23 protein-coding genes are annotated in these 25659 nt (G+C 69.7%); all 23 read left to right on the forward strand.

From position 1 onward, the window contains the following. Nucleotides 1-72 precede the first annotated feature (72 nt). The 23 genes from IE247_RS13435 (at nucleotide 73) to IE247_RS13545 (ending at nucleotide 25625) form a co-directional block, all read left to right on the forward strand. Nucleotides 73-1374, forward strand: a complete 1302-nt coding sequence (locus IE247_RS13435; RefSeq protein ID WP_190123284.1) for a homoserine dehydrogenase — start codon at nucleotides 73-75, stop codon at nucleotides 1372-1374. A 7-nt stretch (nucleotides 1375-1381) separates the two neighbouring features. After that, on the forward strand, nucleotides 1382-2452 hold the full coding sequence (gene thrC, locus IE247_RS13440) for a threonine synthase (RefSeq protein ID WP_190123285.1): 1071 nt from the start codon (nucleotides 1382-1384) through the stop codon (nucleotides 2450-2452). A 444-nt stretch (nucleotides 2453-2896) separates the two neighbouring features. Continuing rightward, nucleotides 2897-3853, forward strand: coding sequence for a homoserine kinase (thrB, locus tag IE247_RS13445; RefSeq protein WP_190123286.1), 957 nt, complete (start codon nucleotides 2897-2899; stop codon nucleotides 3851-3853). A 541-nt stretch (nucleotides 3854-4394) separates the two neighbouring features. After that, nucleotides 4395-6458 carry a transcription termination factor Rho gene (rho, locus tag IE247_RS13450; RefSeq protein WP_190123381.1) on the forward strand — a complete coding sequence of 688 codons (2064 nt, stop codon included), beginning with the start codon at nucleotides 4395-4397 and terminating at the stop codon, nucleotides 6456-6458. A 313-nt stretch (nucleotides 6459-6771) separates the two neighbouring features. Then, entirely contained in the window at nucleotides 6772-8541 is a 1770-nt protein-coding gene (locus IE247_RS13455) for a trypsin-like serine protease (protein WP_229869095.1), read from the forward strand. 260 nt (nucleotides 8542-8801) lie between these two features. Further along, complete coding sequence (locus IE247_RS13460; protein ID WP_190123287.1) at nucleotides 8802-9995, forward strand: LCP family protein; 1194 nt, start codon at nucleotides 8802-8804, stop codon at nucleotides 9993-9995. A 150-nt stretch (nucleotides 9996-10145) separates the two neighbouring features. Then, the gene (rpmE, locus tag IE247_RS13465) at nucleotides 10146-10367 is read left to right on the forward strand and encodes a 50S ribosomal protein L31 (protein ID WP_190123288.1); all 222 of its coding nucleotides are present in this window, start codon (nucleotides 10146-10148) and stop codon (nucleotides 10365-10367) included. 154 nt (nucleotides 10368-10521) lie between these two features. Then, on the forward strand, nucleotides 10522-11601 hold the full coding sequence (prfA, locus tag IE247_RS13470; protein WP_190123289.1) for a peptide chain release factor 1: 1080 nt from the start codon (nucleotides 10522-10524) through the stop codon (nucleotides 11599-11601). A 56-nt stretch (nucleotides 11602-11657) separates the two neighbouring features. Further along, complete coding sequence (prmC, locus tag IE247_RS13475; protein WP_190123290.1) at nucleotides 11658-12503, forward strand: peptide chain release factor N(5)-glutamine methyltransferase; 846 nt, start codon at nucleotides 11658-11660, stop codon at nucleotides 12501-12503. Between the two features lie 34 nt (nucleotides 12504-12537). Then, nucleotides 12538-13185, forward strand: a complete 648-nt coding sequence (locus tag IE247_RS13480; protein WP_190123291.1) for an L-threonylcarbamoyladenylate synthase — start codon at nucleotides 12538-12540, stop codon at nucleotides 13183-13185. Further along, nucleotides 13182-13826, forward strand: a complete 645-nt coding sequence (locus IE247_RS13485; RefSeq protein ID WP_190123292.1) for an arsenate reductase/protein-tyrosine-phosphatase family protein — start codon at nucleotides 13182-13184, stop codon at nucleotides 13824-13826. The genes IE247_RS13480 and IE247_RS13485 overlap by 4 nt, the downstream gene beginning before the upstream one ends. Nucleotides 13827-14079: 253 nt before the next feature. Continuing rightward, the gene (gene glyA, locus IE247_RS13490) at nucleotides 14080-15357 is read left to right on the forward strand and encodes a serine hydroxymethyltransferase (RefSeq protein ID WP_190123293.1); all 1278 of its coding nucleotides are present in this window, start codon (nucleotides 14080-14082) and stop codon (nucleotides 15355-15357) included. A 107-nt stretch (nucleotides 15358-15464) separates the two neighbouring features. Further along, nucleotides 15465-16817 carry an MraY family glycosyltransferase gene (locus tag IE247_RS13495; protein ID WP_190123294.1) on the forward strand — a complete coding sequence of 451 codons (1353 nt, stop codon included), beginning with the start codon at nucleotides 15465-15467 and terminating at the stop codon, nucleotides 16815-16817. Between the two features lie 268 nt (nucleotides 16818-17085). Then, nucleotides 17086-17523 (forward strand): Cg1360 family ATP-synthase-associated protein, encoded by a 438-nt coding sequence (locus IE247_RS13500; RefSeq protein ID WP_190123295.1) that lies wholly within the window; start codon nucleotides 17086-17088, stop codon nucleotides 17521-17523. A gap of 228 nt (nucleotides 17524-17751) precedes the next feature. Then, nucleotides 17752-18564 (forward strand): F0F1 ATP synthase subunit A, encoded by an 813-nt coding sequence (gene atpB / locus IE247_RS13505; RefSeq protein WP_190123296.1) that lies wholly within the window; start codon nucleotides 17752-17754, stop codon nucleotides 18562-18564. Nucleotides 18565-18644: 80 nt separating this feature from the next. Next, on the forward strand, nucleotides 18645-18887 hold the full coding sequence (atpE, locus tag IE247_RS13510) for an ATP synthase F0 subunit C (RefSeq protein ID WP_003952438.1): 243 nt from the start codon (nucleotides 18645-18647) through the stop codon (nucleotides 18885-18887). Nucleotides 18888-18929: 42 nt separating this feature from the next. Further along, the gene (locus IE247_RS13515; RefSeq protein ID WP_373305552.1) at nucleotides 18930-19475 is read left to right on the forward strand and encodes a F0F1 ATP synthase subunit B; all 546 of its coding nucleotides are present in this window, start codon (nucleotides 18930-18932) and stop codon (nucleotides 19473-19475) included. Further along, nucleotides 19472-20287 carry a F0F1 ATP synthase subunit delta gene (locus IE247_RS13520; RefSeq protein WP_190123297.1) on the forward strand — a complete coding sequence of 272 codons (816 nt, stop codon included), beginning with the start codon at nucleotides 19472-19474 and terminating at the stop codon, nucleotides 20285-20287. Before IE247_RS13515 ends, IE247_RS13520 begins: the two co-directional genes overlap by 4 nt. Before the next feature lie 142 nt (nucleotides 20288-20429). Beyond that, complete coding sequence (atpA, locus tag IE247_RS13525) at nucleotides 20430-22022, forward strand: F0F1 ATP synthase subunit alpha (protein WP_190123298.1); 1593 nt, start codon at nucleotides 20430-20432, stop codon at nucleotides 22020-22022. A gap of 20 nt (nucleotides 22023-22042) precedes the next feature. Further along, the gene (locus IE247_RS13530; RefSeq protein WP_190123299.1) at nucleotides 22043-22960 is read left to right on the forward strand and encodes a F0F1 ATP synthase subunit gamma; all 918 of its coding nucleotides are present in this window, start codon (nucleotides 22043-22045) and stop codon (nucleotides 22958-22960) included. Further along, nucleotides 22960-24402 (forward strand): F0F1 ATP synthase subunit beta, encoded by a 1443-nt coding sequence (gene atpD / locus IE247_RS13535; protein WP_190123300.1) that lies wholly within the window; start codon nucleotides 22960-22962, stop codon nucleotides 24400-24402. The genes IE247_RS13530 and atpD overlap by 1 nt, the downstream gene beginning before the upstream one ends. Nucleotides 24403-24634: 232 nt before the next feature. Next, a complete protein-coding gene (locus IE247_RS13540; protein WP_190123301.1) occupies nucleotides 24635-25018 on the forward strand; it encodes a F0F1 ATP synthase subunit epsilon in 384 nt (127 codons plus the stop codon). Nucleotides 25019-25148: 130 nt separating this feature from the next. Further along, nucleotides 25149-25625, forward strand: a complete 477-nt coding sequence (locus tag IE247_RS13545; protein ID WP_190123384.1) for a DUF2550 domain-containing protein — start codon at nucleotides 25149-25151, stop codon at nucleotides 25623-25625. The last annotated feature ends 34 nt before the right edge of the window (nucleotides 25626-25659 follow it).

Raw genomic sequence — 25659 nt, forward strand, 5'->3', positions numbered from 1 at the left:
GACGGGGGATAGAAACTCTCGTCCGGTAGGTGAGACTGGTCCCACCCTTGAAGTCGTGAGAAGCGAGGTCGGATGATGCGTACGCGTCCGCTGAAGGTGGCGCTGCTGGGCTGTGGAGTGGTCGGCTCAGAGGTGGCGCGCATCATGACGACGCACGCCGACGACCTCGCCGCGCGCATCGGCGCGCCGGTGGAGCTGGCCGGAGTGGCCGTGCGGCGGCCCTCGAAGGTCCGCGAGGGGATCGACCCGGCGCTCATCACCACCGATGCCACCGCGCTCGTCAAACGCGGCGACATCGACGTCGTCATCGAGGTCATCGGCGGCATCGAGCCCGCCCGCACCCTCATCACCACCGCCTTCGAGCACGGCGCCTCCGTGGTCTCCGCCAACAAGGCGCTGCTCGCCGAGGACGGCACGACCCTCTACGCCGCCGCCGAGCAGCACGGCCGCGACCTCTACTTCGAGGCCGCCGTCGCCGGTGCGATCCCGCTGATCAGGCCGCTGCGCGAGTCCCTCGCCGGCGACAAGGTCAACCGGGTCCTCGGCATCGTCAACGGCACCACCAACTTCATCCTCGACCGGATGGACAACTCCGGCGCCGGATACTCCGAGGCGCTGGACGAGGCGACCGCCCTCGGTTACGCGGAGGCCGACCCCACCGCCGACGTCGAGGGCTTCGACGCCGCCGCCAAGGCCGCCATCCTCGCCGGGATCGCCTTCCACACCCGGGTCCGGCTGGACGACGTCTACCGCGAGGGCCTCACCGAGGTCACCGCCGCCGACATGGCCTCCGCCCGGCGGATGGGCTGCACCGTGAAGCTGCTCGCGATCTGCGAGCGCGCCGCCGACGGCAAGTCGGTCACGGCCAGGGTGCACCCCGCGATGATCCCGCTCAGCCACCCGCTCGCCTCCGTCCGCGAGGCGTACAACGCCGTCTTCGTGGAAGCGGAGGCCGCCGGGCAGCTGATGTTCTACGGACCCGGCGCGGGCGGCTCGCCGACCGCGTCCGCGGTACTCGGCGACCTGGTCGCCGTCTGCCGCAACAAGCTCGCCGGATCCACCGGACCGGGCGAGTCCGCGTACAGCCGACTGCCCGTGAGCCCCATGGGCGACGTGGTCACGCGGTACCACATCAGTCTCGACGTGGCCGACAAGCCTGGCGTACTCGCCCAGGTCGCGACGGTCTTCGCCGAGCACGGCGTATCGATCGACACGGTGCGCCAGCAGAGTCGTCCAGATGGCGGCGGCGAGGCATCGCTCGTGGTCGTCACCCACCGCGCGCCCGACGCGGCCCTCTCCGGGACCGTCGAGGCGCTGCGCGAGCTCGACACCGTGCGCGGTGTCGCCAGCATCATGCGTGTTGAAGGGGAGTAAAGGACCCATGACCAGCCAGGGCACCCATCAGTGGCGCGGCATCATCGAGGAGTACCGGGACCGTCTGCCGGTCACGGAGACGACGCCCGTCGTCACACTCGGCGAGGGCGGCACGCCTCTCGTACCCGCTCAGGTCCTCTCCGAGCGCACGGGCTGCGAGGTGCATCTCAAGGTCGAGGGCGCCAACCCCACCGGGTCCTTCAAGGACCGCGGCATGACCATGGCGATCACCCGGGCCAAGGAGGAGGGCGCGCAGGCCGTCATCTGCGCCTCCACCGGCAACACCTCCGCCTCGGCCGCCGCCTACGCGGTGCGCGCCGGGATGGTCTGCGCGGTCCTGGTGCCCCAGGGCAAGATCGCCCTGGGCAAGATGGGCCAGGCGCTCGTCTACGGCTCGAAGATCCTCCAGGTCGACGGCAACTTCGACGACTGCCTGAATCTGGCCAGAAGTCTGTCCGAGAACTATCCGGTGGCACTGGTCAACTCGGTGAACCCGTACCGGATCGAGGGGCAGAAGACGGCCTCCTTCGAGATCGTGGACGCGCTCGGCGACGCCCCCGACATCCATGTGCTGCCTGTCGGCAACGCCGGCAACATCACCGCGTACTGGAAGGGCTACCGGGAGTACGCGGCCGACGGCCTCTCCACCCGTACGCCGCGCATGTGGGGGTTCCAGGCCTCCGGCTCCGCGCCGATCGTCCGGGGCGAGGTGGTCAAGGACCCCTCGACCATCGCCACCGCCATCCGGATCGGCAACCCGGCCTCCTGGCAGCAGGCGCTCGCCGCGCGGGACGAGTCGGGCGGCCTCATCGACGAGGTGACGGACCGTGAGATCCTGCGCGCCTACCGTCTGTTGGCCTCCCAGGAGGGCGTCTTCGTCGAGCCCGCGTCCGCCGCGTCCGTCGCCGGTCTGCTCAAGGCCGCCGAGGCGGGCAAGGTCGACCCGGGCCAGCGGATCGTCTGCACGGTCACCGGAAACGGTCTGAAGGACCCGGACTGGGCCGTCGCGGGCGCGCCGCAGCCGGTCACCGTCCCCGTCGACGCCGCGGCGGCGGCCGAGCGGCTGGGCCTGGCGTAACCGTCCCGAGGGAATCGGGCGGCAGGTTGGGAAGGCAGGGGGTACGCCGGATCTCGCGGCGTACCCCCTGCCTCGGCCCGCGCGGCGGGCCCCATACCCCGCCGAAAACCGCGCCAAGCAGGGCAACGGCGCATGTAGAGGCACAGGAGGCTTGCGACACGCATCGTGCGCCGCCCGTGCGCCCTATGTCGCCACAGAACCTTCCTTCGATAAGCTGTATCCGAACCCGCCCCGCCGCTTGTGCGCGGTGCGGCCGCCGTGATGGCCCTCGGGTGTGCATTCCCCTCGAATCCCACATCCCGCATCCCGCAGAGCGAATCCGGCACACCTCGTACCCCACCGAGTCGTCACACCCCCCTCAAGCCGCCAACGCCCCTCAGTCAAACGCCAGAACGCAGAACATCAGAACGTCTCGCAGTCAGAATCAAGGAGTGTCTTCGAGCGATGGCCGGTCCAGCGTTCCGCGCCGCCGCCGTCCGAGTGCGCGTGCCCGCCACCAGTGCCAATCTCGGCCCGGGCTTCGACGCCCTCGGGCTGTCCCTGGGGCTCTACGACGATGTCGTCGTCCGGGTCGCGGACTCCGGTCTGCACATCGACATCGCCGGTGAGGGCGCTTCCACGCTGCCCCGCGATGAGAATCACCTGCTCGTACGGTCCCTGAGGACGGCTTTCGACCTGCTCGGCGGTCAGCCGCGCGGGCTGGAAGTCGTCTGTGCCAACCGCATTCCGCACGGCCGGGGCCTCGGATCCTCGTCGGCGGCCATCTGCGCCGGAATCGTCGCCGCCCGCGCGGTGACGATAGGAGGTGACGCCCGGCTGGACGACACCGCCCTGCTGGAACTCGCCACCGAGATCGAGGGACATCCGGACAATGTCGCCGCCTGTCTGCTGGGCGGCTTCACCCTCGCCTGGACCGAGTCGGGAGCCGCCCGCGCGATCAGGATGGAGCCCGCCGACTCCGTCGTCCCGGTGGTCTTCGTACCCGAGAAGCCGGTGCTCACGGAGACGGCCCGCGGACTTCTGCCGCGTACCGTCCCCCATGTGGACGCCGCCGCCAACGCCGGTCGCGCAGCCTTGCTCGTCGAGGCTCTGACCAGGCGTCCCGAGCTGCTGCTGCCCGCCACGGAGGACCGGCTCCACCAGGAATACCGCGCCCCGGCGATGCCGCAGAGCGTCGACCTCGTCAACCGGCTCCGCGCCGACGGCGTACCGGCGGTCATCTCCGGCGCGGGCCCGACCGTGCTCGCGCTCGCCGACGAGGGCGTGGCCGACAAGGTCGCGCGACTGGCCGGCGACGGATGGGCGGCCAACCGGCTCGCCTTCGACACCGCGGGCGCGAGCGTCATGCCGCTCGCGCCGAGTGGAGCCGCCGTTCACGGCGGCGACGCGCCCGCACGATAGTCCGATATTTACGGCGGGGGCGGGCCGTATCGGCCCGGCGCGCTCCCGCCGGGCCCGGCGAAAGCCGGTGATACGGGCCGATACGCAGCAGATGCGCATCACCGCGCGGTGATGCGCGGTGAAGCGCGGGGATTCACCGTCAGCGGTGATTCCCCGTGACACGAGATTGCCGGTTATGGAGAGGGGGAATGTTTGTTGGAGCCGGTAGTGTTAACCTCAAGTTGCAGCCGAAGCCTTTATGGCTTCGAGCTTCGTGTCCCGATTCGGGACCACCAATTCTTCCGGGAGCCTCCCCAACTGCCTGAGCAGCCTGCCTGAGCAGTTTTGAGCACGCTCCGGAACCGGCACGACACCTCCCGCTCCGCCACACAGCGGGCCGAGCAGGGGGACCTCGGGCCGGGCACGCATGTATCTGACTCTCCGCCGCACCACATCCGGCGGGGACCACCGCCCCGACACGGTCCGCACAGAGACCGCCGTCGGACAGCACAACCGGTCGCCGAGCCAGAAGGCCGACGTCCGCTCCAGGGAAGGACCCTTCGTGAGCGACACCACCGATCTGATGGGCGCGAGCGCCGACAGCAGCGTCGACACCTCCGCGCCCGCCGCAGGTGCTGCCTCCGGCACCACCGCACGGCGCCGCCGTTCCGGCACCGGCCTTGAGGGCATGGTCCTGGCCGAGCTGCAGCAGGTCGCGTCCGGCCTCGGCATCAGGGGCACCGCGCGGATGCGCAAGAGCCAGCTGATCGAGGTCATCAAGGAGGCGCAGGCCGGCGGCGGCGCCTCCACCGCCAAGGCCGCGACGGCGCCAGCCGCCGCCAAGACCGCCGAGGCCGAGACCAAGCCCAAGCGCCGCACCGCCGCCAAGGCGCGGACGAGCGAGGCGCCCGCCGCCGAGCCCGCCCCGGCCGCCGAGAAGGCCGCCGCCCAGCAGCAGATCGACATCCCCGGCCAGCCGGCCAGCGACGACCAGCCGGCCGGTGAGCGCCGCCGTCGCCGCGCCACCGCGCAGGCCGGCAGCCCCGAGGTCCAGGCCGAGGCCAGGACCGAGGCGGCCGTCGACGTCAAGGAGAAGGCCGAGGCCCAGCCGGACGCCAAGGCCGAGACCGCCGGATCCGCCTCCGGGCAGGACGGCGAGGGCCGCCGTGACCGGGGCCAGCGCGGCGACCGCCGTGAGCGCCAGCGCGACCGCGGCGAGCGTGGCGACCGTGAGCGCGACCGCGGTGACCGTGGCGAGCGCGACCGCGGCGACCGCCGGGGCAAGGGCGACGACCAGCAGCAGAGCGGTCAGCGCCAGCAGCAGGGCGGCCAGCGTCAGCAGCAGAGCAGCGGCGTCAGCCAGCAGCAGCTCGACGACGACGACTTCGAGGGCGGCCGTCGCGGCCGTCGTGGCCGCTACCGCGACCGCCGCGGCCGTCGTGGTGGCCGCGAGGAGTTCGTCAGCAACGAGCCGCAGGTCGCCGACGACGATGTGCTGATCCCCGTCGCGGGCATCCTCGACATCCTCGACAACTACGCGTTCATCCGGACCTCGGGCTACCTCCCGGGCCCCAACGACGTGTACGTCTCCCTCGCCCAGGTCCGCAAGAACGGCCTGCGCAAGGGCGACCACGTCACCGGCGCGGTCCGGCAGCCCAAGGACGGCGAGCGCCGCGAGAAGTTCAACGCGCTCGTCCGCCTGGACTCGGCGAACGGCATGGCGGCCGAATCCGGCCGCGGCCGCCCCGAGTTCAACAAGCTGACCCCGCTCTACCCGCAGGACCGGCTCCGTCTGGAGACCGACCCCGGCGTGCTGACCACCCGGATCATCGACCTCGTGTCGCCGATCGGCAAGGGCCAGCGCGGACTGATCGTGGCCCCGCCGAAGACCGGCAAGACCATGATCCTCCAGGCGATCGCCAACGCGATCACGGTCAACAGCCCCGAGTGCCACCTGATGGTCGTCCTCGTCGACGAGCGTCCGGAAGAGGTCACCGACATGCAGCGGTCGGTGAAGGGCGAGGTCATCTCCTCGACCTTCGACCGCCCGGCCGAGGACCACACCACCGTCGCCGAGCTGGCGATCGAGCGCGCCAAGCGCCTGGTGGAGCTGGGCCACGACGTCGTCGTCCTGCTGGACTCCATCACCCGTCTGGGCCGTGCGTACAACCTCGCGGCCCCCGCCTCCGGACGCATCCTGTCCGGTGGTGTCGACTCGACCGCGCTCTACCCGCCGAAGCGCTTCTTCGGCGCCGCGCGCAACATCGAGGACGGCGGCTCGCTGACCATCCTGGCCACCGCGCTGGTCGACACCGGCTCGCGCATGGACGAGGTGATCTTCGAGGAGTTCAAGGGCACCGGCAACATGGAGCTCAAGCTCGACCGGAAGCTCTCCGACAAGCGCATCTTCCCCGCGGTGGACGTCGACGCGTCCAGCACCCGCAAGGAGGAGATCCTGCTCGGCGCCGACGAGCTGGCCATCGTCTGGAAGCTGCGCCGGGTGCTGCACGCGCTCGACCAGCAGCAGGCGATCGAGCTGCTGCTCGACAAGATGAAGCAGACGAAGTCGAACGCGGAGTTCCTGCTCCAGATCCAGAAGACCACGCCTTCCGGATCCAACGACTGACGCTCCGTCAACACCGGTTTCCCGCCGGTCGCGCACCGAGCCGCTCGGCGGCGCCGCCCCGTCACCCCATCGGTGACGGGGCGGTCGCATGTCCGGGCCCGGGGGCCGGGGTTGGGGGAGCCGCACCCCGCCCGTCAACCGGCCGCGGTGGCGCAATACGATCTACCTCCTCAGGTGGGGGAGCCGTGGGGGCCGATGGCCAACAGGCCCGCGCCCGCCGGCCCGACACACATCCCGAGGTGGTTACCGAGTGCCCCAGCGCACCCGAGGCAGCCGGCGCGTACGCCGGACGAGACGTGAGATACCCGCGGCCGTGACCGTGCTGGCCCTGGCCGGCACCGGGCTGATGGCCTCCGGCGCGCAGGCCGCCGAGCCCGGCTCGACGCCCCGTACGACGGCCGTCCCGGCGCAGCCCGCCGCGCCCGTCGCGCCCGCCGCCCCGCTCCCCGCGAGCGGACCGGGCGAGCGGGAGCTGCACGACCGGATCGCCGAAGTGCTGGAGACCATCAGGGCGACGCCCGGCGGCCCGCGCCCCAAGGGCAAGACCCCGGCCCCCGGCACCGCCGCCAAGCCCTCGCCGGGCCCCAGCGCCCGGATCATCGGCGGCAAGCCCGCCCCGATCTCCTCCGCGCCATGGATGGCCCAGCTCTTCTTCAAGGGCCCCCGGGGCCTCGGCTACTCCTGCGGCGGCGCGGTCGTCGCGCCCACCAAGGTCGTCACGGCCGCCCACTGCGTCAAGGACATGGACTGGAAGGGCACCGGCGTCATCGTCACCGGCGCCGACCGGGCGGCCACCCCCACCGGCCGCAAGGACTCCCAGGGCAAGCCGATCCTCAATCTCCACGGCGGCGAGGCCCGCGGCGCGGTCCGCCAGTGGCACCACCCGGCGTACGACGACTACACGCTGGAGGCCGATGTCGCCGTACTGACCCTGAGCTCCCCGGTCAGGGCCAAGCCCCTCCAACTGGTGAAGCCCGGCGAGAGCGCCCGCTACAAGCACGGCACCGACGGCAAGGTGTACGGCTGGGGGCTCACCGCCTCCCACGACAGGGCCAAGGGCTCCGACCGGCTGAAGGTCGCCGACGCCGACGCCCAGTCCGACGCCAACTGCGAACGGGCGTACGGCTGGGAGTTCTTCAAGGGCGACATGTACTGCGCCGGCCGCGCCCCGACCGGCAAGGACAGCACCACCGAGACCACCTGCAACGGAGACTCCGGCGGCCCGCTGGTGGCCGGCGGCCGGATGGCCGGCATCGTCTCCTGGGGCGACGCGGACTGCTCCGCCAAGGGCAAGTACGGCGTCTACGCCAAGGTGAGCACCTTCCAGGCGGCGATCCGGGACCGGATGTACGACACCAGCTGGAGCGGCGACCAGTACGCCGATCTGCTGGCCCGCTCCGGGAACCGGCTCCACGCCTGGACCAGGAAGGGCAAGACCCTCGTCCGGGGCAAGGACCTCGGCGACTTCCGGGGCGTGAATCTGCTGGTCCAGTCCGATCTGAACCGCGACGGCCGCCAGGACCTCGTCCACCGCGCGAACACCGGCGAGACGTACTGGTCGCAGGGCGGCGGGCAGCCCCGGCTGCTCTCCACCGGCTGGCGCACCCACCGGCAGATCCTGGTCCCCGGCGACCTCACCGGCGACGACCTCCCGGACATCGTGGTCGTCACGGCCAAGGGCACGGCCTATCTCTATCCGGGCAAGGGCGACGGCAGTCTCGCCCCCTCGGTGCGGATCGGCTCCGGCTGGGGCGAGTACACCATGGTCAGGGGCCACGGAGACTTCACCGGCGACGGCAGGCCCGATGTCCTGGGCCATGTCTTCGGCGGCAAGATGTACCTCCACAAGGGCACCGGCGACCCGAAGAAGCCCTTCTCGGCCCGTGTCCAGATCGGCACCCACAGTGGCCTCAACGCCCTCGCCACCACCGGTGACGTCGACGGCGACGGCCGCGCCGACCTGCTCGCCAGGGACATGAAGGGCAAGCTCTGGCTCTACCCGGGCACCGGCCGGTCCCCGGCGGTCCTGGGCAAGCGCGCCCAGTACGCGAGCGGCCTCCAGGGCCACACCCTCCTCGGCTGAGGCTGAGACTGAAGCAGAGGCTGAAGCCGAGACGCCGAGCTGCCGAGCCCTCCCGAGCCCCCCCGGGGCCCGGCCCGTGCCCACCGTGCCCCGCGCACGGTGGGCACCGCCGTTTTCTCAGCCGCTTCTCAGCCGGGCGTGCAACCCTTTCGCTCCCCGAGCGGTCTCCCCAGTGGCGGAGCAAGAATTGACAGGACGGACCACCGTGCCGTCCCGGCTCCCGCCGGAGGGAAGCGGAGAGCGCAGGAACCGAGGAGACCATGGGCGACCAGAGCAGCGCCGGCACCGGCCGAATAAACGGCGGCCGGGACGGCGGCCGGGGCAGACGGCGCAAGAAGCCGTCCACCGGCCGCAGAGCCGGGGCCATCACCGTATGGACCCTCGCCGGGCTGCTCCTCGCCGGAGGCTCCGGACTCGGATATGTGTACTTCAAGCTCAACGGCAACATCGACGGCGTCGACATCAACGCCCGGCTCGGCACCGACCGGCCCCAGGACATCGACAACGGCTCCCTGGACATCCTTCTCCTCGGCTCGGACTCCCGCTCCGGGGCCAACGCCCGGTACGGCGGCGACGAGGGCGGCGCGCGCGCCGACACGGCGATGATCGTCCATCTGCACGACGGCCGTAAGAAGGCCAGCGTGGTCTCCATCCCGCGCGACACCCTCATCACCCGCCCCCCGTGCGTCGACGACGACGGCAGGACCGTCCCGGCCGAGAACCGGGCCATGTTCAACACCGCGTACGAGGTCGGCGGCCCCGCCTGCGCCGTGAAGACCGTCGAACGGATGTCCGGCATCCGCATGGACCACTACATCGAGGTCGATTTCACCGGCTTCAAACGGCTCATCGACGCCCTCGGCGGAGTCGACATCACCACCACCGAGCCGATCAAGGACGTCAAGAGCGGGCTCAACCTCGCCCCCGGTCACCACACCCTCGACGGCGAACAGTCCCTCGGCCTGGTGAGGACCCGCAAGAGCGTCGGCGACGGCAGCGACCTCGGCCGGATCCAGCTCCAGCAGGCGTTCATGAAGGCCTTCCTCGCCCAGGTGAAGGAGGTCGGCGTACTCACCAACCCCACCAAGCTGCTCGACATCGCCGACACCGCCACCAAGGCGATCACCCCCGATTCCGAGCTGGACTCGGTCCCCGAGCTGATGACCTTCGCCCAGGGCCTCACCGGGCTCGGCCCCTCCGACGTCCGGATGGTGACCCTTCCGGTGGAGTACGACCCGATCGATCCCAACCGGGTGATCCCCCTCCGGGGCGCGGCCCAGCAGGTCTGGACCGCGCTCGGCCAGGACCGGCCCATCCCCGCCGACGCGCTGAAGGACTCTGCGGGCGACAAGGGCGTGGCGGGCGCCCTCGTCAAGGGCACCACTCCGGACACCGCCCCGAAGGCCACCCAGAAGGCGGAGAGCGCGCCCGGGAGCGGCGAAGCCGCCGGTTAGAGCTCCGGCGGACGACCCGGGGAATACCCACGCCGTCCCCCCGGTTTTGGGAGATACGGCCAGTCCTGGCAGACTGGTACGTCGGCCCCGGTTCACGCACGCGCAATCCGCCCGTAGCGACCCGGAGCCCTCCCGAAACTAGGAGACACCTTGAAGCGCGACATCCACCCCGAGTACGTCGAGACCCAGGTCAGCTGCACCTGTGGCGCGTCGTTCACCACTCGCAGCACCATCGACAGCGGCACCATCCGTGCCGAGGTCTGCTCCGAGTGCCACCCGTTCTACACGGGTAAGCAGAAGATCCTCGACACCGGTGGCCGCGTGGCCCGCTTCGAGGCGCGCTTCGGCAAGGCCTCGGCCGCCAAGAAGTAGCGAGCTGACAGCACCGGTCCTCGGCCGCCCACTCCACGGGCGGCCGGGACCGGTGTTTTTGTCGCCGGGGGCCTCAGGGTCACCCCCGGAAACCAGCCACCCGGGTAAGCACCCCGCCGTCCCGCAGAAACCCCGCACGACACCAGGAGCACCGATGTTCGAGGCGGTCGAGGAACTGATCGGCGAGCACGCCGACCTTGAGAAGAAGCTCGCCGACCCTTCCGTACACGCCGACCAGGCGAACGCGCGGAAGCTCAACAAGCGCTACGCCGAGCTGACCCCGATCGTCGGCACGTACCGCTCCTGGAAGCAGACCGGCGAGGACATCGAGACCGCTCGCGAGTTCGCCGCCGCCGATCCGGACTTCGCCGCCGAGGTGAAGGAGCTGGAGAAGCAGCGCGAGGAACTGACCGAGAAGCTGCGTCTCCTCCTCGTGCCGCGCGACCCCAGCGACGACAAGGACGTCATCCTTGAGGTCAAGGCCGGAGCGGGCGGCGACGAGTCCGCCCTGTTCGCCGGCGACCTGCTGCGGATGTATCTGCGCTACGCCGAGCGCGTCGGCTGGAAGACCGAGATCATCGACGCCACCGAGTCCGAGCTGGGCGGCTACAAGGACGTCCAGGTCGCCGTGAAGACCAAGGGCGGCCAGGGCGCCACCGAGCCCGGCCAGGGCGTCTGGGCCCGGCTGAAGTACGAGGGCGGGGTGCACCGCGTACAGCGCGTGCCCGCCACCGAGTCCCAGGGCCGTATCCACACCTCCGCCGCCGGTGTCCTCGTCACCCCCGAGGCCGAGGAGATCGAGGTGGAGATCAACGCCAACGATCTCCGTATCGACGTCTACCGCTCCTCCGGGCCCGGCGGCCAGTCCGTCAACACGACCGACTCCGCCGTCCGCATCACCCACCTCCCCACCGGTGTCGTCGCCTCCTGCCAGAACGAGAAGAGCCAGCTCCAGAACAAGGAGCAGGCCATGCGCATCCTGCGCTCCCGGCTGCTCGCCGCGGCACAGGAAGAGGCCGAGAGCAAGGCCGCCGACGCCCGCCGCAGCCAGGTGCGCACCGTCGACCGCTCCGAGAAGATCCGTACGTACAACTTCCCGGAGAACCGCATTTCGGACCACCGGGTCGGCTTCAAGGCGTACAACTTGGACCAGGTGCTCGACGGCGACCTCGACGCCGTGATCCAGGCCTGCGTGGACGCGGACTCCGCCGCCAAGCTCGCCGCAGCGCAGTAACCGAAAGCCCCGCGCAGTAGCCCCAGCGAGCCCCGTAAGAACCGGGTGGAGGACCAGTGAATCTGCTGCTTGCCGAGGTGGCCCAGGCCACCCAGCGGCTGGCCGACGCCGGCGTGCCGTCACCGCGTTTCGACGCGGAGGAGCTGGCCGCCTTCATCCACGGGGTGAAGCGGGGCGCGCTGCACACCGTCAAGGACGCCGACTTCGACGCCCGCTACTGGGAGGCCATCGCCCGCCGCGAGGCGCGCGAGCCGCTCCAGCACATCACCGGACGCGCCTTCTTCCGCTATCTGGAGCTCCAGGTCGGCCCCGGCGTCTTCGTGCCCCGCCCCGAGACCGAGTCGGTCGTCGGCTGGGCCATAGACGCCGTACGCGCCATGGACGTCGTCGAACCGCTCATCGTCGACCTCTGCACGGGCTCGGGGGCCATCGCCCTCGCCATGGCCCAGGAGGTCCCGCGCTCCCGGGTGCACGCCGTGGAGCTGTCCGACGACGCCCTCGGCTGGGCCCGCAAGAACGCCCAGGGCTCCCGGGTCACCGTCCACCAGGGCAACGCCCTCACCGCCCTGCCCGAGCTGGACGGCCAGGTCGACCTGGTGATCTCCAACCCGCCGTACATCCCGCTCACCGAGTGGGAGTACGTCGCCCCCGAGGCCCGCGACCACGACCCCGAGATGGCCCTCTTCTCCGGCGAGGACGGCCTCGACACCATCCGCGGCATCGAGCGCACCGCCCACCGGCTGCTCCGCCCCGGCGGCCTCGTCGTCATCGAACACGCCGACACCCAGGGCGGTCAGGTCCCGTGGATCTTCAGCGAGGAGTCCGGCTGGGCGGACGCCGCCGACCACCCCGATCTGAACAAGCGCCCGCGCTTCGCCACCGCCCGCAAGGCGATGCCGTGACGACGACCGTGTACGTGTACGAGGAGGCTCACTGATGGCTCGGCGATACGACTGCAACGACGCGAGCGACCGCGCGACCGGCCTGCGCGAGGCGGTGTCGGCGGTACGCCGCGGTGAGCTGGTCGTGCTGCCCACCGACACCGTCTACGGGGTCGGCGCGGACGCCTTCACCTCCGAGGCCGTGGCCGATCTGCTCGCCGCCAAGGGCCGGGGCCGCAATATGCCCACCCCCGTCCTCATCGGCTCCCCGAACACCCTCCACGGGCTGGTCACCGACTTCTCCGAGCAGGCCTGGGAGCTGGTCGACGCCTTCTGGCCCGGCCCCCTCACCCTGGTCGCCCGCCACCAGCCCTCCCTCCAGTGGGACCTGGGCGACACCCGGGGGACCGTCGCCATCCGGATGCCCCTGCACCCCGTCGCGATCGAGCTGCTCACCGAGACCGGCCCGATGGCCGTCTCCTCCGCCAACCTCACCGGGCACCGCTCGCCCGAGGACTGCGACGCCGCCCAGGAGATGCTCGGCGACTCCATCTCCGTCTACCTCGACGGCGGTCCCACCCCGGGCATCGTGCCCTCCTCGATCGTCGATGTCACCGGCGACGTCCCGGTCCTGCTGCGAGCGGGCGCGCTCGACGCGGACGAGCTGCGCAAAGTCGTGCCCGACCTTGAGGTGGCCCCTTGATCGTCCCCGAGGGGCGTGGCATAGGCACGGACGACTGCTTCCGGATCCTCCACGTCAGCACCGGCAACGTCTGCCGCTCGCCGATCACCGAGCGGCTGACCCGCCATGCCCTCCAGCACCGCATCGGCGACCTGGTGACCAGCGGGCTGATCGTGGAGAGCGCCGGGACCTGGGGCCACGAGGGCGCCCCCATGGAGGCCAACGCCGAACTCGTCCTCGCCGACTTCGGCGCGGACGCGAGCGGCTTCGTGGGACGTGAGCTGCTGGACGAGCATGTGATCCGCGCCGACCTCGTCCTCACCGCCACCCGCGACCACCGCGCCCAGGTCATCTCCATGGGCCACTCGGCGGGGCTGCGCACCTTCACCCTGAAGGAGTTCACCCGGCTGGTCCGCGCGATCGACCCGGCCACCCTCCCCGACGCCGGCGACGAGGGCGTCGTCGAGCGCGCCCGCGCCCTGGTCCGCGCCGCCGCCGCCCTCCGCGGCTGGCTCCTCGCCCCCAGCCCCGACGCGGACGAGGTCTACGACCCCTACGGCGCCCCCATCACCTTCTTCCGCTCCATCGGCGACGAGATCAACCAAGCCCTCGACCCCGTCGTCACCGCCCTCACCGGCCTCCCCGCCAACACCCCCCGCTGACCCGGGACCATTCCCGGGATCCTGGGCCCGATCCTCATCCGGCATCGGGAAGGCCAATTTCAGCCCCGCTGGGTGACCTCAATTCGAGCCTCGCCGGGGTCCTCGGCGAAGTGCGCCAATTTCAGCCCCTCCGGCGTTTGAGGAGCGGGGTCCGGGGCGGAGCCCCGGCAGGAGACCCGCACAGTGCACGGGCGCCCCCACACGCTGCGGCCTACATTGGAGAGCAGCGCCCCCGCGAGGCACGGAGCCCCCCATGCCCGTCACCACCGCACCCCCCACCGCCCCCGCCACCCCCCTCCCCACCTACGCCGACCTCCCCGCCCTCCGCCGCCAGGACCCCGAGATCGCCGACGTCGTCCTCGGTGAGGCCGCCCGCCAGGGCGACACCCTCCAGCTGATCGCGGCCGAGAACTTCACCTCCCCCGCGGTCCTCGCCGCCCTCGGCTCCCCGCTGGCCAACAAGTACGCGGAGGGTTATCCGGGCGCCCGCCACCACGGCGGCTGCGAGCTGGTCGACGCCGCCGAGCGCATCGCCCGTGAGAGGGCCGCCGCGCTCTTCGGAGCGGGCCATGCGAACGTCCAGCCGCACTCCGGCTCCTCCGCCGTCCTGGCGGCGTACGCGGCCCTTCTCAGGCCCGGTGACACGGTCCTCGCGATGGGCCTGGCCCACGGCGGCCATCTCACCCACGGCTCGCCCGCGAACTTCTCCGGGCACTGGTTCGACTTCGTCGGCTACGGCCTGGACCCCCGGACCGGTCTGATCGACTACGACCAGGTCCGGGCCCTCGCCCGAGAGCACCGCCCCAGGGCGATCGTCTGTGGCTCGATCTCCTACCCCCGCCACCCGGACTACGCCCTCTTCCGGGACATCGCCGACGAGACCGACGCGTATCTGATCGTGGACGCCGCCCATCCGGCGGGGCTGATCGCGGGCGGCGCGGCCCCCAGCCCGGTCCCGTACGCCGACGTGGTCTGCGCCACCACCCACAAGGTGCTGCGCGGCCCGCGCGGCGGAATGATCCTCTGCGGGGCGCGGCTGGCCGAGCGGATCGACCGGGCGGTCTTCCCCTTCACCCAGGGCGGGGCGCAGATGAACGCCGTCGCCGCGAAGGCGGTCGCCTTCGGCGAGGCCGCCACCCCGGCCTTCGCGGCCTACGCCCATCAGGTCGTCGCCAACGCCCGGGTGCTGGCGGGCGCGCTGGAGGCCGAGGGCTTCGCGGTGCTCACCGGGGGCACCGACACCCATCTGATCGGCGCGGATCCCGCCCCGCTCGGCCTGGACGGGCACACGGCCAGGACCCGGCTCGCCGCCGCCGGTCTGGTCCTGGACACCTGCGCGCTGCCGCGGGGCGGGGGCCGGGGCATCCGGCTCGGCACGGCCGCGCTGACCACCCAGGGCATGGGGGAGCGGGAGATGGCCGAAATCGCCGCCCTGTTCACCCTGGCCGTCCGCGAGCCGGACGGGCCGTCGCGGAGGGTACGTACAGAAGTCCACGAGCTTGCCGGTAGATTTCCGCCCTATCAGGGGTAGCCGAAATCTGCGGAACCGTTCCTCGGCACCCGTTTGTCCTCAACCATGTGGGCCACCGCAGTTAGGGTGTGGGGCTTAGATGGCCGGCGATTCCTGTGGGGCAGCCCGTGCGTGATTATCTGCTGACGCTCTGTGTCACGGCTGCGGTGACCTATCTGCTGACCGGACCGGTGCGAAAGTTCGCGATCGCGACCGGCGCGATGCCGGAGATCCGCGCTCGCGACGTACACCGAGAACCGACTCCGCGGCTCGGTGGCATCGCCATGTTCTTCGGTCTCTGCGCGGGACTGCTGGTCGCCGACCATCTGCAGAATCTGAACAGCGTCTTCGAGGTGTCGAGCGAGCCGCGCGCGCTGCTCTCCGGCGCCGCCCTGATCTGGATCATCGGTGTACTCGACGACAAATTCGAGATCGACGCCCTGATCAAACTCGGCGGCCAGATGATCGCCGCCGGTGTGATGGTCATGCAGGGTCTGACGATTCTGTGGATCCCGGTCCCGGGCGTCGGCATGGTCTCCCTGAGCGACGGGCAGGGCACCCTGCTCACCGTCGCCCTGGTCGTGATCACCATCAACGCGGTGAACTTCGTCGACGGTCTGGACGGTCTGGCCGCCGGCATGGTCTGCATCGCCGCCGCCGCGTTCTTCCTCTACGCCTATCGGCTCTCGGTGAGCCACGGCATCGAGGCGGCCGCCCCGGCGACGCTCTTCACGGCGATTCTGATGGGCATGTGCCTGGGCTTCCTGCCACACAACATGCATCCGGCACGGATCTTTATGGGCGACTCCGGATCGATGCTGATCGGTCTGGTGCTCGCCGCCGCCGCGATCTCGATCACCGGCCAGGTCGACATGGACGTGCTGAAGCTCTTCGAGGGCGGCGACCGCGAGGGCACCCACGCGGCCCTGCCGGTCTTCATCCCGCTGCTGCTGCCGCTGACGATCATCGCCATCCCGCTCGCCGACCTGATCCTGGCGATCGTGCGCCGCACCTGGAACGGGAAGTCGCCGTTCGCGGCCGACCGGGGGCATCTGCACCACCGGCTGCTCCAGATCGGTCACTCCCACAGCCGGGCTGTGCTGATCATGTACTTCTGGTCGGCGCTGATCGCCTTCGGGGTGGTCGGCTACTCCGTCCACTCGGCCTCGCTGTGGATCGTGATCGTGATCGTGGGCATGAGCGCGGTGGGGCTGGTGCTGCTGTTGCTGCCGAGGTTCACCCCGCGCGCCCCGCGCTGGGCCGAGTCATTCGTCCCGCCCCGGTACCGGCGGCGCAAAAACGTCGCCGCCCCGCCGGCCCCGGACGCCCCCGAGAGCGCGCCTGAGAGCGCCTCTGAGGCTCCGGCGGCACCCTCCGGTACTCCGGAGCACGCACGAGCTCAGACGGGCGTCAACGGGGCGACCGCGCTCGGCTCCCGCTCGCGGACGTCCGACCGGAGGAAGGCCGGAACTCGCGGCTGACGTTTCCTGCTTTCCCTGTGCAATACCACACAAGTCTGTGCTGATTCCGTGCACACACGGGCGCATTAGCTCTCATGTGTGATAGGTGGCACACGCCTGGGTAAAGACCTCATCAAATAGTTTGTGATACCGTTCACGAGAACCGGCGACAGAGCCGAAAGACCGTGGTGCGACGGTCTGTTGGCCCCGAGGACTCGACTCGGATCCGGATTACGCTCGTCCATGACGACACACCACTGCCATTCCTCCAGGAAGCGGAGCTGCCGCCATGCCGTCAAACGACGCCCGCACATTCCTTCACATCGCCGTGCCCCCAGCCGCCACAGGCGTCATCGCCACCGTGGTCAGCGCTGTGCTCGCCGGTGGCAAGGGAGCGCTCGGCGCGATCATCGGCACGCTGGTGGTCATCGGCTTCATGGGAATCGGCATGGTGGTCCTCCAGCGGACGGCCAAGTCACTCCCGCACTTGTTCCAGGCCATGGGGCTGATGCTCTACATGGCGCAGCTGCTGCTGCTCTTCATGCTGATGGCCCTGCTCAAGGGCACCACCCTGTTCGACTTCGAGGCCTTCGCCTTCTCCTTGCTCGCGGTGACCATCGTCTGGGTCGCGGCCCAGGCCAGGTACTACATGAAGGCCAAGATCATGTACGTCGACCCCGAGTCTTCGAAGGCCGAAAAGGCTCAGAAGACGGGCTCTCCGTCGTGAAGGGTAGGGCCGGTATAAAGAGCCGTTCGCGATCCTGCTATCGTCCGGTGCCAACTACTGCGGCACAGCGGGCGCGGGCATCTGAGCTGACGCCTGCTCATTCGCGAGGCTCCATGCCCGCCAGCCGCCCTCACATCCGTTACACCAGTCCAGTGCCGAACCGCGGCTGCGCGCCGCGCCGACACAACGAGGTTGCCGTACCCATGCGCCACGCTGAAGGAGCCCGCGGTGAGTGCTGACCCCCAGATGCTCGCCTTCGACCCGAACTGTCAGATCTTCACCGGGTGCGGGTTCCCAGCGCCGGGCCTGCACACGTTCATGTACGAGCCCATCGTCACGGTGTCGGGCTTCGAGTTCACCAAGCCGATGCTGCTGGCATTTCTCGGCTCTTTCCTGATCGTCGGCTTCTTCTGGGCCGCTTTCAGCAAGCCGAAGCTCGTGCCGGGCAAGCTGCAGATGGTTGGCGAGGCCGGGTACGACTTCGTCCGCCGCGGCGTCGTCTACGAGATCATCGGCAAGAAGGACGGCGAGAAATACGTCCCGCTGATGGTGTCGCTGTTCTTCTTCGTATGGATCCTGAATCTCTGGTCGATCATTCCGTTCGCCCAGTTCCCGGTCACGTCGCTGATCGCCTTCCCGGCCGGTCTCGCCCTGATCGTCTATGTCCTGTGGATCAGCCTGACCTTCAAGAAGCACGGCTTCGCGGGCGGCTGGAAGAACATTCTCGGCTATGACAAGAACCTGGGAGCCATTCTTCCCCTGGTGATGGTCCTGGAGTTCTTCTCCAACCTGATCATCCGCCCGTTCACGCACGCTGTCCGACTCTTCGCGAACATGTTCGCCGGACACATGCTGATCGTGATGTTCACCCTGGCGACCTACTACCTGATGAACAGCATCGGCTTCGTCTACGCCGGCGCCTCCTTCGTCATGGTCCTGGCGATGCTCGTCTTCGAGCTCTTCATCCAGGCCGTTCAGGCGTACGTCTTCGTGCTCCTGGCCTCCAGCTACATCCAGGGCGCGCTCTCCGAGCACCACTGAGCCAGCCTCACCCCTTCAAGACCCGCAGTCGTCCGGTGGCCAACCCCCACCGGGACATTGAAAGAGAAGGAAGAACCGGCATGTCCGCTCTCCAGACCCTCGCCGCTGCCGACACCGTCTCCGGCAACGTCAACGCTGTCGGCTACGGCCTCGCCGCGATCGGCCCCGGCATCGGCGTCGGCATCATCTTCGGTAACGGCACCCAGGCCCTCGCCCGTCAGCCCGAGGCGGCCGGTCTGATCCGTACCAACCAGATCATGGGTTTCGCCTTCTGTGAGGCGCTTGCCCTCATCGGCATCGTCATGGGCTTCGTCTTCAAGTAAGCCGACAGACAAGCCCAAACTCTTTTCACGGAAGGCACTGATGTGATCGCTCAGTTCACCATTGCGGCAGCGGAGGAGCAGCCTCCTCTCATTCCGCATCTCGACGAGCTCATCATCGGCCTGATCGCATTCGCCATCGTCTTCTTCTTCCTCTCGAAGAAGCTCCTCCCGAACATCAACAAGGTTCTGGAAGAGCGTCGGGAAGCCATCGAGGGCGGCATCGAGAAGGCCGACGAGGCGAAGACCGAGGCCGAGAGCGTACTGGAGCAGTACAAGGCCCAGCTCGCCGAGGCTCGTCACGAGGCCGCCCGGCTGCGCCAGGAGGCGACCGAGCAGGGCACCGCGATCATCGCGGAGATGAAGGCCGAAGGCCAGCGGCAGCGTGAGGAGATCATCGCGGCCGGTCACGCCCAGATCGAGGCCGACCGCAAGGCGGCGTCCGCCGCGCTCCGCCAGGACGTGGGCAAGCTCGCCACCGACCTGGCCGGCAAGCTCGTCGGCGAGTCCCTTGAGGACCACGCCCGCCAGAGCCGCACCATCGACCGCTTCCTCGACGAGCTTGAGGCGAAGGCCGAGGCGACCCGATGAACGGCGCGAGCCGTGAGGCACTGGCTGCCGCACGCGAGGCCCTCGACGCGCTGACGGACAACACCTCCGTCGACGCGGCGAAGCTCGCCGAGGAGCTGGCGGCCGTCACCGCCCTGCTCGACCGCGAGGTCTCGCTGCGTCGGGTCCTGACCGACCCGGCGCAGCCCGGCGAGGCCAAGGCCGAGCTGGCGGCCCGGCTGCTGAGCGGCCAGGTGGGCGGCGAGACCGCCGATCTGGTCTCCGGCACGGTCCGCGCGCGCTGGTCGCGCTCCCGCGACCTGGTCGACGGACTTGAGGAGCTGGCGTCCACCGCCGACCTCACCGCCGCCCAGAAGTCGGGATCGCTCGACGACGTCGAGGACGAGCTGTTCCGGTTCGGCCGGATCGTCGACTCCAGCCAGGGTCTGCGTTCCGCGCTCACCGACCGTTCGGCCACCAAGGCCGCCAAGGCGGAGCTGCTGCGCAGCCTGCTGGGCGGCCGGGCCAACCCGGTCACCGAGCGTCTGGTCGTCCGTCTCGTCACCGCGCCCCGTGGACGTAGCCTGGAAGCGGGACTCGACTCCCTGTCCAAGCTCGCCGCGGCGCGCCGGGACCGGATGGTCGCGGTCGTCACGTCCGCCGTGCCCCTCACCGACCGGCAGAAGCAGCGCCTCGGCGCCGTCCTCGCCACGGTGTACGGCCGGCAGATGCATCTGAACCTGGACGTGGACCCCGAGGTCCTCGGCGGGATCTCGGTGCGGGTCGGTGACGAGCTCATCGACGGCACGATCGCGGAGCGTCTCGAAGAGGCGACCCGCCGCATGGCCGGCTGACGCCGCCATCAACTGAACAAACACGGCAGAGCAGTACCAGCGGCCCGGTTGGGCCGTGCAGAGATTGCAGAAGATTCCTGGGGGTCGGCCCCCAGACCCCCTTAAGAAACTTCGGGCCCAACAAGGAGAGCAGGGAACCCAGATGGCGGAGCTCACGATCCGGCCGGAGGAGATCCGGGACGCGCTGGAGAACTTTGTCCAGTCGTACAAGCCGGACGCGGCCTCGCGCGAGGAGGTCGGTACGGTCAGCGTGGCCGGCGACGGTATCGCCAAGGTCGAGGGACTGCCCTCGGCCATGGCGAACGAGCTGCTGAAGTTCGAAGACGGCACCCTTGGTCTCGCCCTCAACCTTGAGGAGCGGGAGATCGGTGCGATCGTCCTCGGCGAGTTCAGCGGCATCGAGGAGGGACAGCCGGTCACCCGTACCGGCGAGGTCCTGTCCGTCGCCGTCGGCGAGGGCTACCTGGGTCGCGTCGTCGACCCGCTCGGCAACCCGATCGACGGCCTCGGCGAGATCGAGACCGAGGGACGCCGCGCCCTCGAACTGCAGGCCCCCGGCGTCATGGTCCGTAAGTCGGTCCACGAGCCGATGCAGACCGGCTACAAGGCCGTCGACGCGATGGTGCCGATCGGCCGCGGTCAGCGTCAGCTGATCATCGGCGACCGCCAGACCGGCAAGACCGCGCTGGCCGTCGACACGATCATCAACCAGCGCGACAACTGGCGCTCGGGCGACGTGAACAAGCAGGTGCGCTGCATCTACGTCGCCATCGGCCAGAAGGGCTCCACCATCGCGTCCGTGCGCGGTGCGCTGGAGGAGGCCGGCGCCCTGGAGTACACGACCATCGTCGCCGCCCCGGCGTCCGACCCGGCCGGCTTCAAGTACCTGGCGCCGTACACCGGCTCGGCCATCGGCCAGCACTGGATGTACGCCGGCAAGCACGTCCTGATCATCTTCGACGACCTGTCGAAGCAGGCCGACGCCTACCGCGCCGTGTCGCTGCTGCTGCGCCGCCCGCCGGGCCGTGAGGCCTACCCGGGTGACGTGTTCTACCTGCACTCCCGTCTGCTGGAGCGCTGCGCGAAGCTCTCCGACGACATGGGCGCGGGTTCGATGACCGGTCTGCCGATCGTCGAGACCAAGGCCAACGACGTCTCGGCGTTCATCCCGACCAACGTCATCTCCATCACCGACGGCCAGTGCTTCCTGGAGTCCGACCTGTTCAACGCGGGCCAGCGCCCGGCGCTGAACGTCGGTATCTCGGTCTCCCGTGTCGGTGGCTCCGCCCAGCACAAGGCCATGAAGCAGGTCTCCGGCCGTCTGCGCGTGGACCTCGCCCAGTACCGCGAGCTGGAGGCGTTCGCCGCCTTCGGTTCCGACCTGGACGCGGCCTCCAAGGCGCAGATGGAGCGCGGCAAGCGCATGGTCGAGCTGCTCAAGCAGGCTCAGTACCAGCCCATGCCCGTCGAGGAGCAGGTCGTCTCCGTCTGGGCCGGCACCACCGGCAAGATGGACGACGTCCCGGTCGAGGACATCCGCCGCTTCGAGTCCGAGCTGCTGGAGCACATGCGCCGCGAGCGCAAGGAGCTGCTGACCAGCATCGTCGAGGGCGGAAAGATGTCGGACGACACTCTGACGGCCATCGCCGATGTGATCGCCGCCTTCAAGCGTGGGTTCGAGACCTCGGACGGCAAGCTTCTGGGCGAAGACGCGCCGGTCAGCACGGCCAAGTGACGACGGAAGGGACCTGACTCATGGGAGCCCAGCTCCGGGTCTACAAGCGTCGCATCAAATCCGTCACCGCGACCAAGAAGATCACCAAGGCGATGGAGATGATCGCCGCCTCGCGCATCGTCAAGGCGCAGCGCCAGGTGGTGGCATCCACTCCGTACGCGACCGAGCTCACCCGCGCGGTGACCGCGGTCGCGACCGGGTCGAACACCAAGCACCCGCTCACCACTGAGGCCGAGACTCCGGTCCGTGCCGCGGTTCTGCTCGTCACGAGCGACCGCGGTCTGGCCGGCGGCTACTCGGCCAACGCCATCAAGGCGGCGGAGCAGCTCAACGAGCGGCTCCGGAGCGAGGGCAAGGAGGTCGACAGCTACATCGTCGGCCGCAAGGGTGTCTCGTACTACAACTTCCGCGAGCGCAAGGTCGTGGAGTCGTGGTCCGGGTTCACCGACAACCCGACCTACGCGGACGCCAAGAAGGTCGCGGCTCCGCTGATCGCGGCGGTCCAGCAGGACACGGCCGAGGGCGGCGTGGACGAGCTCCACATCGTCTTCACCGAGTTCATCTCGATGCTGACGCAGACGCCGGTGCAGAACCGGCTGCTGCCGCTCAGCCTTGAGGCGGCCGCCGAGGACAGTGGTACCAAGGGCGAGATCCTTCCGCTGTTCGACTTCGAGCCGTCGGCGGAGGACGTCCTCGACGCCCTGCTGCCGCGCTACGTCGAGAGCCGGATCTACAACGCGCTGCTTCAGGCGGCTGCTTCCAAGCACGCCGCCACCCGCCGCGCGATGAAGTCGGCGACCGACAACGCCGGGGAGCTGATCAAGAGCCTCTCCCGGCTTGCCAACGCGGCCCGCCAGGCCGAAATCACCCAGGAAATCAGCGAGATCGTCGGTGGAGCCAGTGCCCTGGCCGACGCGACCGCGGGGAGTGACAAGTAATGACGACGACAGTTGAGACGGCCGTTGCCACGGGCCGCGTCGCCCGGGTCATCGGCCCGGTCGTCGACGTGGAATTCCCCGTCGACGCGATGCCGGAGATCTACAACGCGCTGACCGTCGAGGTGGCCGACCCGGCCGAGGACGGCAAGCTCAAGGTTCTGACCCTTGAGGTCGCCCAGCACCTCGGTGAGGGCGTGATCCGCGCGATCTCGATGCAGCCCACCGACGGTCTGGTCCGCCAGGCCACGGTGACCAACACCGGCGCGGGCATCACGGTGCCCGTCGGTGACTTCACCAAGGGCAAGGTGTTCAACACTCTCGGCGAGGTTCTGAACCACCCCGAGACGAACAAGGACGTCACCGAGCGCTGGCCGATCCACCGCAAGGCCCCGAGCTTCGACCAGCTTGAGTCGAAGACCGAGATGTTCGAGACCGGCATCAAGGTCATCGACCTTCTCACCCCGTATGTCAAGGGTGGAAAGATCGGTCTGTTCGGTGGTGCCGGTGTCGGCAAGACCGTGCTGATCCAGGAAATGATCTACCGCGTGGCCAACAACCACGACGGTGTGTCGGTGTTCGCCGGTGTCGGTGAGCGCACCCGTGAGGGCAACGACCTCATCGACGAGATGAGCGAGTCGGGCGTCATCGACAAGACGGCGCTCGTCTTCGGCCAGATGGACGAGCCCCCGGGCACCCGTCTGCGCGTCGCCCTGGCCGGCCTGACGATGGCGGAGTACTTCCGCGACGTGAAGAAGCAGGACGTTCTCTTCTTCATCGACAACATCTTCCGGTACACCCAGGCCGGTTCCGAGGTGTCCACCCTGCTCGGCCGTATGCCGTCCGCGGTGGGTTACCAGCCGAACCTGGCGGACGAGATGGGTATCCTCCAGGAGCGCATCACCTCGACGCGCGGTCACTCGATCACCTCGATGCAGGCGATCTACGTCCCCGCGGACGACCTGACCGACCCGGCCCCGGCCACCACCTTCGCCCACCTCGACGCGACGACGGTTCTCTCCCGTCCGATCTCCGAGAAGGGCATCTACCCGGCCGTGGACCCGCTGGACTCCACGTCCCGGATCCTGGACCCGCGCTACATCGCGCAGGAGCACTACGACGCCGCCACGCGCGTCAAGGGGATCCTGCAGAAGTACAAGGACCTCCAGGACATCATCGCGATTCTCGGCATCGACGAGCTGGGCGAGGAGGACAAGATCGCTGTCCACCGTGCCCGCCGGGTGGAGCGATTCCTGTCGCAGAACACCCACGTCGCCAAGCAGTTCACCGGTGTGGACGGCTCGGACGTGCCGCTCGACGAGTCGATCGCCGCGTTCAACGCGATCTGCGACGGAGAGTACGACCACTTCCCCGAGCAGGCGTTCTTCATGTGCGGTGGCATTGAGGACCTCAAGGCCAACGCCAAGGAGCTGGGCGTTTCCTGAGTCTCCGGACTCGGGCGCGGGGGGGCGGGACGGATTCCGCCCCGCCCCCCGCGTACGCCCCTCCTGTGAATCCCGGAGTCCGTCCGGCCGCCTTCGACGCGGCCGGACGGGCCCGGGAGCTCCGGCAGCGAAATGCCGGAGGACGGGCCCCGGCGCTTCGGCGTCCGGCGCCCCATTAGACTTTGACCCAACACCCGGCATCATCGCCGGGTGGTGACCCGAGGAGCCCCTCTTGGCTGCTGAGCTGCATGTCGAGCTGGTCGCCGCGGACCGTAAGGTCTGGTCCGGTGAGGCCACCCTGGTCGTCGCACGCACCGCATCCGGCGACATCGGCGTCATGCCCGGTCACCAGCCGCTGCTCGGTGTGCTGGAGTCGGGCCCGGTGACCATCCGTACCAGCTCCCCCGAGGGAGCCGGCACGGTCGTCGTCGCTGTGCACGGCGGTTTCATCTCCTTCGCCGACAACAAGCTGTCGCTGGTGGCGGAGATCGCCGAGCTGGCTGACGAGATCGATGCCCAGCGCGCCGAGCGTGCGCTGGAGCGCGCCAAGTCGGATTCGGACGCCGCCGCCGAGCGTCGCGCCGATGTCCGACTGCGCGCGGTGGCGGTGCGCTAGCACTCGCCGACAGTCGTCACCCTCAGCCGCGGCCCGGACTGGAGTATCCAGACCGGACCGCGGCTGAGGCAATGCAGGTGTTTGTCGAACGGCGTTTGGGGACGAAGACGATGCGAGGAGGTCGATGGACATGTTCCTCGCGGTGTTGGTGAGCGTCCTGGCGCTGGTCGCCCTGGTGGGGATCGCGCTGTTCGTCTTCGGGTTGCGCAGACGTCTGATCCAGCGCTCCGGCGGTACGTTCGACTGTTCCCTGCGGTGGAATCTTCCCGAGGACCCCGACGACGGCCCCGAGTCCGCCGCCGAGCCCTCCAACGGCAAGGGCTGGGTCTACGGAGTGGCCCGCTACAGCGGTGACCAGGTCATGTGGTTCCGGGTCTTCTCGTACGCCCCCCGGCCGCGCCGGATCCTGGAGCGCTCCGCGATCGAGGTGGTGGCCCGCCGTACGCCCGAGGGCGAGGAGGAGCTCGCTCTGCTCTCCGACGCCGTGGTGCTCGGCTGTCTGCACCGGGGCGTCCGGCTGGAGCTGGCGATGAGCGAGGACGCCCTGACCGGTTTCCTCGCCTGGCTGGAGGCCGCGCCCCCCGGCCAGCGGGTGAATGTGGCCTGAGGCCGTCGCCGTGACGGCCGTACGACGCACGAAG

Origin of the sequence: Streptomyces inusitatus (assembly GCF_014651115.1) — a bacterium.
Classification (GTDB): domain Bacteria; phylum Actinomycetota; class Actinomycetes; order Streptomycetales; family Streptomycetaceae; genus Streptomyces; species Streptomyces amakusaensis.